General features: G+C 53.1%; 11 protein-coding genes and 1 tRNA gene. 8 read left to right on the forward strand and 4 right to left on the reverse strand.

Features of this window, described 5'->3' with window-relative positions; genetic code table 11:
- Positions 1-32 precede the first annotated feature (32 nt).
- Positions 33-1,274 carry a multifunctional CCA addition/repair protein gene (locus FFS28_RS18380; RefSeq protein WP_137903658.1) on the forward strand — a complete coding sequence of 414 codons (1,242 nt, stop codon included), beginning with the start codon at positions 33-35 and terminating at the stop codon, positions 1,272-1,274.
- A 13-nt stretch (positions 1,275-1,287) separates the two neighbouring features.
- On the opposite strand, the gene bacA is transcribed toward FFS28_RS18380, so the two are convergent.
- Together bacA and folB are read right to left on the reverse strand one after the other, a co-directional pair.
- Positions 1,288-2,109, reverse strand: coding sequence for an undecaprenyl-diphosphate phosphatase (gene bacA, locus FFS28_RS18385; RefSeq protein WP_058610738.1), 822 nt, complete (start codon positions 2,107-2,109; stop codon positions 1,288-1,290).
- 105 nt (positions 2,110-2,214) lie between these two features.
- Positions 2,215-2,583: a bifunctional dihydroneopterin aldolase/7,8-dihydroneopterin epimerase gene (gene folB / locus FFS28_RS18390; RefSeq protein ID WP_058610737.1), complete on the reverse strand. Its 369-nt coding sequence runs from the start codon at positions 2,581-2,583 to the stop codon at positions 2,215-2,217.
- A gap of 107 nt (positions 2,584-2,690) precedes the next feature.
- Here folB and plsY point away from each other — a divergent pair, with 107 nt between their 5' ends.
- Entirely contained in the window at positions 2,691-3,317 is a 627-nt protein-coding gene (gene plsY, locus FFS28_RS18395; protein WP_006178600.1) for a glycerol-3-phosphate 1-O-acyltransferase PlsY, read from the forward strand.
- On the opposite strand, the gene tsaD is transcribed toward plsY, so the two are convergent.
- On the reverse strand, positions 3,318-4,331 hold the full coding sequence (gene tsaD, locus FFS28_RS18400; protein ID WP_042322033.1) for a tRNA (adenosine(37)-N6)-threonylcarbamoyltransferase complex transferase subunit TsaD: 1,014 nt from the start codon (positions 4,329-4,331) through the stop codon (positions 3,318-3,320).
- A gap of 236 nt (positions 4,332-4,567) precedes the next feature.
- On the opposite strand from tsaD, the gene rpsU reads away from it, so the two are divergent.
- From rpsU to rpoD, 3 genes are all read left to right on the forward strand, one after another.
- The gene (rpsU, locus tag FFS28_RS18405) at positions 4,568-4,783 is read left to right on the forward strand and encodes a 30S ribosomal protein S21 (RefSeq protein ID WP_001144069.1); all 216 of its coding nucleotides are present in this window, start codon (positions 4,568-4,570) and stop codon (positions 4,781-4,783) included.
- A gap of 114 nt (positions 4,784-4,897) precedes the next feature.
- Positions 4,898-6,643, forward strand: coding sequence for a DNA primase (dnaG, locus tag FFS28_RS18410; RefSeq protein WP_137903659.1), 1,746 nt, complete (start codon positions 4,898-4,900; stop codon positions 6,641-6,643).
- Between the two features lie 283 nt (positions 6,644-6,926).
- A complete protein-coding gene (gene rpoD / locus FFS28_RS18415; protein ID WP_137903660.1) occupies positions 6,927-8,771 on the forward strand; it encodes an RNA polymerase sigma factor RpoD in 1,845 nt (614 codons plus the stop codon).
- 81 nt (positions 8,772-8,852) lie between these two features.
- Here rpoD and mug read toward each other — a convergent pair whose 3' ends face one another.
- On the reverse strand, positions 8,853-9,359 hold the full coding sequence (mug, locus tag FFS28_RS18420) for a G/U mismatch-specific DNA glycosylase (RefSeq protein WP_058610735.1): 507 nt from the start codon (positions 9,357-9,359) through the stop codon (positions 8,853-8,855).
- Positions 9,360-9,484: 125 nt separating this feature from the next.
- Here mug and FFS28_RS18425 point away from each other — a divergent pair.
- The 3 genes from FFS28_RS18425 (at position 9,485) to FFS28_RS18435 (ending at position 11,687) form a co-directional block, all read left to right on the forward strand.
- Positions 9,485-9,560, forward strand: a tRNA-Ile gene (locus FFS28_RS18425).
- A 227-nt stretch (positions 9,561-9,787) separates the two neighbouring features.
- Positions 9,788-10,360, forward strand: coding sequence for a serine acetyltransferase (locus FFS28_RS18430; RefSeq protein ID WP_137903661.1), 573 nt, complete (start codon positions 9,788-9,790; stop codon positions 10,358-10,360).
- A 478-nt stretch (positions 10,361-10,838) separates the two neighbouring features.
- Complete coding sequence (locus FFS28_RS18435; protein WP_137903662.1) at positions 10,839-11,687, forward strand: glycosyltransferase family 17 protein; 849 nt, start codon at positions 10,839-10,841, stop codon at positions 11,685-11,687.
- The last annotated feature ends 211 nt before the right edge of the window (positions 11,688-11,898 follow it).

The raw sequence follows: 11,898 nt of genomic DNA on the forward strand, positions 1-11,898 counted from the left end.
ATATTGCGAAAAGAAAAAACGGGAGTGTGGCTGTGAAGAGTTATCTGGTCGGTGGTGCGGTTCGTGATGCGTTATTAGCTCTGCCGGTCAAAGATAAAGACTGGGTTGTGGTCGGCGCCACGCCAGAAGAGATGCTCGACGCGGGCTACCAGCAGGTAGGCCGCGATTTTCCCGTGTTCCTCCATCCGAAAAGCCGTGAAGAGTACGCTCTGGCGCGAACGGAGCGAAAATCCGGCGCGGGCTATACCGGCTTCACCTGCTATGCCGCCCCGGACGTGACCCTGGAGCAGGATTTACTGCGCCGCGACCTCACCGTTAACGCCCTGGCACAGGACGAGCACGGCCAGATCATCGACGTTTACGGCGGCCAAAACGATCTTCGCGATAGGCTCTTGCGCCACGTTTCTCCCGCATTTTCTGAAGATCCGCTGCGCGTACTGCGCGTGGCGCGTTTCGCTGCCCGCTATGCTCACCTGAGCTTTCGCATTGCCGATGAAACGCTGGCGCTGATGACCGCTATGACCGAGGCGGGCGAGCTTGCGCACCTGACGCCGGAACGCGTCTGGAAAGAGACTGAAAACGCGCTGACCACCCGCAACCCGCAGGTCTTTTTCCAGGTCCTGCGCGACTGTGGTGCCCTGAAGGTGCTGTTCCCGGAAATCGATGCGCTGTTTGGCGTTCCGGCGCCGGCGAAGTGGCACCCGGAAATTGATACCGGCGTGCATACCCTGATGACGTTAAGCATGGCCGCCATGCTCAGCCCGGAGGTTGACGTCCGTTTCTCGACCCTGTGTCACGATCTCGGCAAGGGGCTAACGCCGAAAGCGTTGTGGCCGCGCCACCACGGACACGGCCCGGCGGGGGTGAAGCTGGTTGAAGGGCTTTGCCAGCGCCTGCGCGTGCCTAACGACATCCGCGACCTGGCGAAACTGGTGGCGGAGTTCCACGACCTGATCCACACCTTCCCGATCCTGAAGCCAGCCACCATCGTTAAGCTGTTCGACAACATTGACGCCTGGCGCAAACCGCAGCGCGTTGAGCAGATTGCGCTCACCAGCGAGGCCGACGTGCGCGGGCGTACCGGGTTTGAAGCCAGCGATTATCCGCAGGGGCGCCTGCTGCGCGAAGCCTGGAACGTGGCGAAAGCGGTGCCGACGAAAGAGGTGGTTGAGGCAGGATTTACCGGCCCGGCTATTCGGGAAGAATTGACGAAACGGCGGATTGAGGCGGTTGCAGCCTGGAAGGAAACGCGTTGCCCTCAGCCAAAGGACTGAGGGCGGTCGGTCATCAGAAGAAGACCACGTACACGGCAGCCGCGACGATAAAGCGGTAGATCGCAAACGGAATGAACGAGATACGCTTAATCAGCTGCAGGAAGGTTTTAATCGCAATCAGCGCCACGATAAAGGCGGTGATAAAGCCCACGGCAAACATCGGGATGTCGCCGGTAGTCAGGAAGCCGATGCTTTTATAGAGGTCCAGCGCGGTGGCGCCCATCATCATCGGGACCGCCAGCAGGAAAGAGAACTCTGACGCCGCATAGCGGCTCACGCCCATCAGCATCCCGCCGGAAATGGTCGCCCCTGAACGGGAGAAGCCCGGCCAAAGCGCCAGACACTGGAAGCAGCCAATGATAAACGCCTGACGATAGGTCATGTCATCCAGACCTTCCGCACGCGGGGTTTTAGGTTTGAGCAGTTCCGCCGCAATCAACAGGACGCCGCCGACCACCAGGGCGTACATCACGTTGATGGGGTTAAACAGCGACTTGATGGTGTCGTGGAATATCAGCCCCAGCACCACTGCCGGGATCATCCCGAGCAGGATATGAATCAGCGTCAGACGGCCTTTGCCCTCGCCTTCGCGCTGCGGCAGTCGGCCAAAATGGATGCCAATCAGGCCAAACAGACGACGCCAGAACATCACCACCACGGCCAGGATTGAACCGAGCTGGATCACCACTTCGAATGTCTTTGCGGTATCCCCCTCAAAGCCCAGCAGATGGCCCACAATAATCATATGGCCCGTACTGGAAACCGGCAAAAACTCCGTCAATCCCTCGACCACACCCAGTATTGCCGCCACCAGCAGCGAGTGCATATCGCTCATCTATAAACCCCTAAAAAGATATAAAAAAACGGTCGCTACAAAGGCTCCCGTGAAAGATACAGCTTTAAGACCTGTATAACCGAAAATGGTTTAGCGATTATGACGTTAAATCATTTCTTTCAGATTTTTGCCACGCTCGATAATCACGCCCACGTTGGCGGCGCGCGCCACGGCGCCGGGTTTGCTCAGCTTGATGCGCACCCACGGTGAATTAAACTTGCTCAACAGCAGCTCCGCAACCTCTTCCGCCACGCGCTCAACCAGTGCAAAACGTTGCCCTTCTACGTGGCTCACGACGGTTTCGCTGATGTCGGCATAGCTTAAACAGTCATTCACGTCGTCGCTTTTTGCCGACGCGCGGTTATCCCAGCCCATTTCGATATCGAACACTAATTTCTGTTCTATGGTCTGTTCCCAGTCGTAAACACCAATAGTGGTGATTACCGAAAGTTGCTCTATAAATACAATATCCATCACGACCTGCCTGCTTTTTGGCTAAACCGGATACCACTTCCGGCGAATTATGCGTATTATCCACAGATGCTGAGAATACAGATACATTTTCAAAACGGAACAGCGTTATGAGTGCAATCGCGCCTGGAATGATCCTCCTCGCCTACCTTTGCGGCTCAATCTCCAGCGCCATTCTGGTCTGCCGCATTGCAGGGTTACCTGACCCGCGCGAAAGCGGCTCCGGGAATCCCGGGGCGACCAATGTACTACGAATTGGCGGCAAGGGAGCAGCCGTAGCGGTTTTGATTTTTGATGTTCTGAAAGGGATGCTTCCCGTCTGGGGCGCGTATGCGCTGGGCGTCACACCGTTCTGGCTGGGGCTTATTGCTATTGCCGCCTGCGTTGGCCATATCTGGCCGGTATTCTTCGGCTTTAAAGGCGGTAAAGGCGTCGCGACCGCCTTCGGTGCCATCGCGCCGATCGGCTGGGATCTCACTGGCGTAATGGCCGGGACCTGGCTGCTGACGATTTTACTGAGCGGCTATTCGTCGCTGGGCGCCATTGTCAGCGCGCTTATCGCACCGTTCTATGTCTGGTGGTTTAAACCGCAGTTCACCTTCCCGGTTTCGATGCTCTCCTGTCTGATTTTGCTGCGTCATCACGACAACATTCAGCGCCTGTGGCGTCGTCAGGAGACCAAAATCTGGACGAAGCTGAAGAGAAAGAAAAAAGAGCCGAAAAACGGCTCCTCCTGATTACGCCTCCGGCAGTTCTGCCAGCGGCCAGCGTGGACGCACGGAAACGCTGAGATCGGATGTCGCGCCGGCATTGAGCCGCACCATACCTGCGTAGGCGATCATCGCCCCGTTGTCGGTACAAAATTCCGGACGGGCGTAAAACACTTCACCCCGACGCTTTTGCATCATCTCGGCCAGCTTCGCGCGCAGCGTACGGTTGGCGCTAACGCCCCCGGCCATCACCAGGCGCTTAAAGCCGGTCTGATCCAGCGCGCGCTTGCATTTGATCATCAGCGTATCGACGACTGCATCTTCAAATGCCCGGGCGATGTCCGCGCGGGTCTGTTCATCATTATCGTTGTTGCGAATGGTGTTGGCGGCAAAGGTCTTCAGACCGGAGAAGCTGAAGTCCAGGCCCGGACGATCGGTCATCGGGCGAGGGAAGACGAAACGGCCTTCCGTCCCCTGCGCGGCCATTTTCGATAGCATCGGGCCGCCAGGATAATCCAGCCCCAGGAGCTTGGCGGTTTTGTCGAAGGCTTCACCGGCTGCGTCGTCAATCGATTCGCCCAGCAGTTCATACTTGCCAATGCCCGTCACGCTAATCAGCTGCGTGTGGCCGCCAGAAACCAGCAGCGCCACAAACGGGAACGCCGGCGGATTGTCTTCCAGCATCGGGGCCAGAAGGTGCCCTTCCATATGGTGAACCGGGATCGCCGGAACATCCCACGCAAACGCCAGAGAACGCCCGACGGTTGCACCGACCAGCAGTGCGCCGACAAGACCAGGACCTGCGGTATACGCCACGGCATCGATATCTGTTGAGCTCAGCCCGGCCTCTTTCAACGCCGCCTGAATTAAAGGGACGGTTTTACGCACATGGTCACGAGAGGCCAGTTCAGGCACGACACCGCCGTAGTCAGCGTGCAGTTTCACTTGACTATACAGTTGGTTGGCCAGCAGCCCTTTTTCGTTGTCGTAAATGGCGATGCCGGTTTCATCGCAGGATGTTTCAATACCCAGTACACGCATGACTTGTTTTACCTCGCTTCAGTACCGCGCAGTGTAGAGCCTGGGCGGGTTGATGTAAAACTTTGTTCGATCCAGGAGAAAGGCTCGTGTATACTCCTCACCCTTATTAAAGTCCCTTTCAAAATCGCTTCGGTGCTTTACAAAGCAGCAGCATTTGCAGTAAAATTCCGCACCATTTTGAAATAAGCTGGCGCTGATGCCAGCGGCAAACCGAATTTATTAAAGGTGAGAGTTACATGCCGGTAATTAAAGTACGTGAAAACGAGCCGTTCGACGTAGCACTGCGTCGCTTCAAACGTTCATGCGAGAAAGCAGGTGTTCTGGCTGAAGTTCGTCGTCGTGAGTTCTATGAAAAACCAACGACTGAACGTAAGCGCGCTAAAGCTTCTGCAGTGAAACGTCACGCGAAGAAACTGGCTCGCGAAAACGCACGCCGTACTCGTCTGTACTAATCTGTTGAGGGCGCACGCTCTCAGCTGACAGACAGAGTAATAGTCGTAAGGCCGTGCTTCCGGAAGGAATGCGCGGCTTGTTTTCGTTTATAAGTCGCTAAACTATTGGGGCCTATGGCTGGACGAATCCCACGCGTTTTTATCAATGACCTGCTGGCCAGAACCGACATCGTCGATCTCATCGACGCGCGGGTAAAGCTCAAAAAGCAGGGCAAGAACTACCATGCGTGCTGTCCGTTCCATAACGAAAAAACCCCCTCTTTCACCGTAAACGGTGAAAAACAGTTTTACCACTGCTTCGGCTGTGGCGCCCACGGTAACGCGGTCGATTTTTTGATGAACTACGACAAGCTCGAGTTCGTTGAAACGGTCGAAGAGCTGGCGGCGATGCACAACCTTGAAGTGCCGTATGAAGCAGGCAGCGGACCCAGCCAGATAGAGCGCCATCAACGGCAAACGCTTTATCAGCTGATGGACGGCCTGAATGCATTCTATCAACAGTCTCTTAAGCACTCTGCGGCTGAGCCTGCGCGTCAATATCTGAATGCGCGCGGACTGAGTGACGATGTGATTGCGCGTTTCGCTATTGGTTACGCCCCGCCCGGCTGGGACAACGTGTTAAAGCGTTTTGGCGGCAATAGCGAAGATCGTAAGTCTCTCATCGATGCAGGCATGCTGGTCACCAACGACCAGGGACGAAGCTACGACCGCTTCCGTGAACGGGTCATGTTCCCGATCCGCGACAAGCGTGGCCGGGTCATTGGTTTTGGGGGTCGCGTGCTGGGCGATGCCCTGCCGAAGTACCTCAACTCCCCGGAAACCGATATTTTCCATAAAGGCCGCCAGCTTTACGGTCTTTATGAGGCGCAGCAGGAAAATGCGGAACCTCCGCGTCTTCTGGTCGTCGAAGGCTATATGGACGTCGTTGCCCTGGCGCAGTACGACATCAACTATGCCGTTGCGTCATTAGGCACGTCCACCACGGCCGATCATATTCAACTGCTGTTCCGGGTGACGAATAACGTCATCTGCTGTTACGACGGTGACCGCGCAGGGCGCGATGCCGCCTGGCGTGCGCTGGAAACGGCGCTGCCTTACATGACCGACGGACGTCAGCTACGCTTTATGTTTCTGCCCGACGGTGAAGACCCGGATACGCTGGTGCGTAAAGAGGGCAAAGCGGCGTTTGAAGCGCGGATGGAGCAGGCTCAGCCGCTCTCCACGTTTTTGTTTAACAGCCTGATGCCGCAGGTGGATTTGAGTACCCCTGACGGGCGTGCGCAGCTCAGTACGCTGGCACTGCCGTTAATCAGCCAGGTGCCCGGCGAAACGCTGCGCATCTATCTGCGTCAGGAGTTAGGCAACAAGCTCGGCATTCTGGATGACAGCCAGCTTGAACGTTTAATGCCTAAACTTGCTGAAAACGGTGCGGCTCGTCCGGCGCCTCAGCTAAAACGCACAACCATGCGTATACTGATAGGGTTGCTGGTTCAAAACCCAGAACTCGCGCCGCAAGTGCCGTCGCTGACGGGTTTGAACCATGAGAAGCTGCCCGGGCTTGGGTTATTTTCAGAACTGGTCAACACGTGCTTATCACAGCCAGGACTCACCACCGGACAGCTTTTAGAGCATTATCGCGGTACTAAAGAGGCCGCTACCCTTGAAAAACTGTCGATGTGGGACGATATAGCAGATAAGGACATTGCAGAAAAAACGTTCACCGACTCACTCAACCATATGTTTGATTCGATGCTTGAACTGCGCCAGGAAGAGTTGATTGCCCGCGAGCGCACGCACGGTTTAAGCAGCGAAGAACGCCGGGAACTCTGGATGATAAACCAGGAACTGGCGAAGAAATAGAAGAAATAAGTGAAAGACAAAATCATTCGCGTTGTATCAAGGCAGCAAGTGAACGAACGCCTGGGAGTGTACAAAAGTACATGACCAGGATGCGAGAACGCCGCTAACGCAGAGACAACGTGAAGGATGAAGAATTTAACGGCTTAAGTGCCGAATATCGATCGGGAAGCCCCCGGCAGCCGCACTGAGAGGCAGCGGCAAAAATATAAGTACGCCCTCGCTTTAAATGTTGGCAGCCCCATCGCCGACACCAATCAAACGAATTAAGTGTGGATACCGTCTTATGGAGCAAAACCCGCAGTCACAGCTGAAACTTCTTGTCCAACGCGGTAAGGAGCAAGGCTATCTGACCTATGCCGAGGTCAATGACCATCTGCCGGAAGATATCGTCGATTCAGATCAGATCGAAGACATCATCCAAATGATCAATGACATGGGCATTCAGGTGATGGAAGAAGCACCGGATGCCGATGATCTGTTGCTGGCTGAAACCTCCAACAACACTGATGAAGATGCCGAGGAAGCTGCTGCACAGGTACTGTCCAGCGTGGAATCTGAAATCGGGCGTACCACTGACCCGGTCCGCATGTATATGCGCGAAATGGGTACCGTTGAACTGTTGACCCGCGAAGGCGAAATTGACATCGCGAAACGCATTGAAGACGGGATCAACCAGGTTCAGTGCTCCGTTGCTGAATACCCGGAAGCGATCACCTATCTTCTGGAACAGTACGATCGCGTTGAAGCGGAAGAAGCGCGTCTGTCCGATCTCATCACCGGCTTCGTCGATCCGAACGCTGAAGAAGACATGGCGCCTACCGCCACGCACGTCGGGTCTGAACTGTCTCAGGAAGAGATGGATGACGACGAAGACGAAGATGAAGAAGAAGAAGACGACAGCAGCGATGACGATAACAGCATCGACCCTGAACTGGCGCGCGAGAAGTTTGGCGAACTGCGTACGCAGTACGAACTGGCCCGCGACACCATCAAGGCGAAAGGCCGCAGTCATGCTGCCGCTCAGGAACAGATCCTGAAGCTGTCTGAAGTGTTCAAGCAGTTCCGTCTGGTGCCTAAGCAGTTCGATTACCTGGTTAACAGCATGCGCGTGATGATGGATCGCGTACGTACCCAGGAACGCATCATCATGAAGCTGTGCGTCGAACAGTGCAAAATGCCGAAGAAGAACTTCATCACCCTGTTCACCGGCAACGAAACCAGCGAAACCTGGTTCAACGCCGCTATCGCAATGAACAAGCCGTGGTCTGAAAAACTGCATGACGTGAAAGACGATGTGCATCGCGGCCTGCAAAAACTGCAGCAGATTGAAGAAGAGACCGGCCTGACCATTGAGCAGGTAAAAGACATTAACCGTCGTATGTCCATCGGTGAAGCGAAAGCCCGCCGTGCGAAGAAAGAGATGGTTGAGGCGAACCTGCGTCTGGTTATCTCTATCGCCAAGAAATACACCAACCGCGGTCTGCAGTTCCTGGATCTGATTCAGGAAGGCAACATCGGTCTGATGAAAGCGGTAGATAAGTTTGAATACCGTCGTGGCTACAAGTTCTCCACCTACGCAACCTGGTGGATCCGTCAGGCAATCACCCGCTCTATCGCGGATCAGGCGCGCACCATCCGTATTCCGGTGCATATGATTGAGACCATTAACAAGCTCAACCGTATCTCCCGCCAGATGCTGCAAGAGATGGGCCGCGAGCCAACGCCGGAAGAGCTGGCTGAACGCATGCTGATGCCGGAAGACAAGATCCGTAAAGTGCTGAAGATCGCCAAAGAGCCTATCTCCATGGAAACGCCAATCGGCGACGATGAAGATTCGCATCTGGGTGATTTCATCGAGGATACCACCCTCGAGCTGCCGCTGGACTCTGCCACTACCGAGAGCCTGCGTGCTGCCACGCACGACGTGCTGGCTGGCCTGACCGCCCGTGAAGCTAAAGTCCTGCGTATGCGTTTCGGTATCGATATGAACACCGACCACACGCTGGAAGAAGTGGGTAAACAGTTTGACGTTACCCGTGAACGTATCCGTCAGATCGAAGCGAAGGCGTTGCGTAAACTGCGCCATCCAAGCCGCTCTGAAGTGCTGCGTAGCTTCCTGGACGATTAATCCAGGTAACAGCAAAAAGCTCCCATTCGGGAGCTTTTTTTTTGTTCTTCTCCCTCTGGGAGAGAGTCAGGCCGCGAAGCCCTATAGTCCCCGCACCATCAACGCCTCATCGAGTTCGCGGTACGCCTCTACCAGCTTATCCAGCGTCGCCCTGTTCAAGCCGCTCGGGTTTGGCAGCACCCACACCTGCGTCGCACCGATGCTAATGCTCTGCTTGCCCCACTGCGCTCCACGCTGGCTGAACGCCTGCTCATAGGCCTGTTTGCCGAGGATCGCCAGCGCTGCCGGCTGGTAGTCTTCTATCTTTTTGACAAGCTCCCGCCCACCGCTGCGCAGTTCATGCAGGTTGACTTCACTCGCCTGCACCGTTGGGCGCTCAACCAGCATGGTGATCCCACAGCGCGTATCCAGCAGATGTTGCTCCTCTTCAGGCTTAAGTAGCTTGTCGGTAAACCCCGCCTGATAGATCACCTTCCAGAAGCGATTTCCCGGATGGGCGAAGTGAAAACCGGTGTGCGCCGAGGACTTGCCCGGATTGATTCCGCAGAACACCACCCGCAGGCCCGGTGCCAGAATGTCGTTAATCATCTCTACTCCCAATCGATACATCGTTATAGAAGTATAAAGGATTGATTATGCGTTGTTTATAAAAACAGCAGGCAGGTGCGAATGGCTGGATTGCTGAAGGGAGTTACTTTATAATTCACCGCCACGGCCCCTTAGCTCAGTGGTTAGAGCAGGCGACTCATAATCGCTTGGTCGCTGGTTCAAGTCCAGCAGGGGCCACCAAATTTTAGCTTTAAAATCATATGATTAAGCCACTTACAGCAAAGTGGCTTTTTTGTTTGTACGTTTAATGTCCCCTTTTTGTCCCCTCTCACTCCCCTTTCGTCCAGATACTGGCATTGTTTGCCGAGACTGGTTGTAAAAAAATAGATGTGATTAATGCTGTTACATCGTTGCCTTTCGCGTTATTTAGATTTAAATTCCCGCAGAAATACCAGGGATAGAAGACGATGGATAAAAATTTAAGATCGGAACATTTGCGCGAATGCTTGCGCCGTGAAGTCATGATGAATTCTAAGCCATTTACATGGTTCAGGGTGCTGCATAAAGCAATAAAATGCCCTGACCGCCGTTTTCACTTCTGGTGGCGTATCGCATCTTACTGGCATCACTCAGACAGCAAATTTCTAAGGGAACGTGCATTAAAGATAAACAAAAAGCTCATTTTTAAGTATGGCACGGATATACAACTGGGTGCGCACATTGGACCAGGCATGGTGATTTCCCACCATCAGGGGATAGTAGTGAACGGCTCCGCTGTCATCGGTCACTCTTTACGTATCAGGCAGAACACAACGATTGGCCTTACCGGCGCGAATGTGAATAAAGAGGCAATATCCATTGTTATTGGCGATAATGTTAGCATCGGCGCAGGTTCGTGCATTATTGCGGATAAGATTCGAATCGGTGATAACGTAGTGATTGGCGCTATGTCATTTGTGAATAAGGACATCCCCAGTGATGTAACGGTCTATAACGAAAAGACTCTACGTGTACTGTCCAACCAATCACATGCAGCCTGACCCTGTAAAATGCCCAGCAATTCCACGCCCGCAACCGGCCTCGCCCGGCGGGTTATTCTTTGGCCGCTTCGCCACATAACGATGCGAAATGCGCATTTCATTTAATTACTAATAAGGCATACATTAAGGTGTATATATACTGCTCTCAGTAAAACGCGTGATCATTGGTTAATACATTAATTCTCCCGAATATCGTGTTTACGAAATAATCAGTGATTATTCATTTGGCCTGGATACATCCTATGATGTTGGTTACTAAAGGGTGACTTAGTCATGGCAAAAATGGTGGAAAAAGAATAACCATTAGCGAGCTAATACTCTTTACGTCACTGATTATTAAGTCTCTCAAGTGAGCGGTAATTTGCATTTGTAGGGATATCTCGTTTTTGTTCCCTCGGGCTCGCAACATCGGCTACAATGTGCCTCCTCCTCTGGCCACAAAGAGTGTGGAATCAGCGCTGAGCACAAGGAATGCACTATGATTTATGATTGCTTTTTATATTATGACGAAGACATGATGCTGGATATTCGCCTGAACACTCTGGCCGGTGTTGTGGATCGCTTTGTCATTGTCGAATCATCTCATACTTTCACAGGCAAGCCTAAGAGCCTGAATTTCGATATAACGAAGTATGAAAAGTTTAAAGACAAAATCATCTACGTGCCCTTCCACGATCGTCCAATCCTTAAGGAAGGGTCAGCAGATGAATATGATGCCTGGGCAAATGAAGCCGCCACACGCAACGCCATCATGCGTGGTCTGGAAAACGCTAAAGACGACGATATTATTCTGGTTTCAGATGTGGATGAGATTTTCAGGCCTGACGTTGTCAAGAGTATCAACCCAAAGCATCTGTGTACGATTTTGCATATGCCGTTCTATAACTATCAGTTTAACCTCCAGGTATTTAACATGGATGGGTCTGAACGTCAGTGCAAAGCGCCACGTGCAACAACGTTGCGAAACTTAAAAGGCTACTTCAACAGCGAGCCAGAAGTTTTCCGTAACATCAAAAAATCAGCGTTACGCAAAGATTTCCTTTCTAAAACATGGTTTAAGTTGCGCAGTAAAATCGTGAAGAACTCCGGCTGGCATTTCTCCTGGATAATGACGCCTGAACGTATTTCAGAAAAGATGTCATCTATTTCTCATACCGAATATGACCTGCCGCATCTTAATAACAAAGATCACATTATCAGTGCGCTCACCAATTCAAAAGACATCTGGAACCGCGAGCGCGTGATGAAGAAGCAGGAACTCAGCAAAGATAACTTCCCCGCCTATCTGGTCGACAACGCGGAGAATTACAAAGACTTCATTCTGTAAGCTTCTCATCAAACGAGCCGAATACGAGTGTATCCGGCTCGTTGGCATCTGCCCGGCCAAAATCGTTTGGTTCTTCAGCGCAAAAACGGCCAGATCGCTTACTCCTTCAACTCACCATCCTCTTACGCCGCGGGCGGGTTCAGCATCACGCTGGTTACCTGAAGATTTTACCTGCCTCACAGACGGCAAAATCTAAAGAAATCCCCCGTCG

This window comes from Enterobacter sp. 2VL (genome assembly GCF_005503595.1).
GTDB lineage: Bacteria > Pseudomonadota > Gammaproteobacteria > Enterobacterales > Enterobacteriaceae > Enterobacter > Enterobacter cancerogenus.

Excerpts from the sequence above, each read along its gene's own strand:
- FFS28_RS18430 (WP_137903661.1), top strand. The coding sequence starts at position 9,788 with ATGGATAAAAATTTAAGATCGGAACATTTGCGCGAATGCTTGCGCCGT.
- bacA (WP_058610738.1), bottom strand. The coding sequence starts at position 2,109 with ATGAGCGATATGCACTCGCTGCTGGTGGCGGCAATACTGGGTGTGGTC.
- rpoD (WP_137903660.1), top strand. The coding sequence starts at position 6,927 with ATGGAGCAAAACCCGCAGTCACAGCTGAAACTTCTTGTCCAACGCGGT.
- plsY (WP_006178600.1), top strand. The coding sequence starts at position 2,691 with ATGAGTGCAATCGCGCCTGGAATGATCCTCCTCGCCTACCTTTGCGGC.
- mug (WP_058610735.1), bottom strand. The coding sequence starts at position 9,359 with ATGATTAACGACATTCTGGCACCGGGCCTGCGGGTGGTGTTCTGCGGA.
- FFS28_RS18435 (WP_137903662.1), top strand. The coding sequence starts at position 10,839 with ATGATTTATGATTGCTTTTTATATTATGACGAAGACATGATGCTGGAT.
- dnaG (WP_137903659.1), top strand. The coding sequence starts at position 4,898 with ATGGCTGGACGAATCCCACGCGTTTTTATCAATGACCTGCTGGCCAGA.
- folB (WP_058610737.1), bottom strand. The coding sequence starts at position 2,583 with ATGGATATTGTATTTATAGAGCAACTTTCGGTAATCACCACTATTGGT.
- tsaD (WP_042322033.1), bottom strand. The coding sequence starts at position 4,331 with ATGCGTGTACTGGGTATTGAAACATCCTGCGATGAAACCGGCATCGCC.
- rpsU (WP_001144069.1), top strand. The coding sequence starts at position 4,568 with ATGCCGGTAATTAAAGTACGTGAAAACGAGCCGTTCGACGTAGCACTG.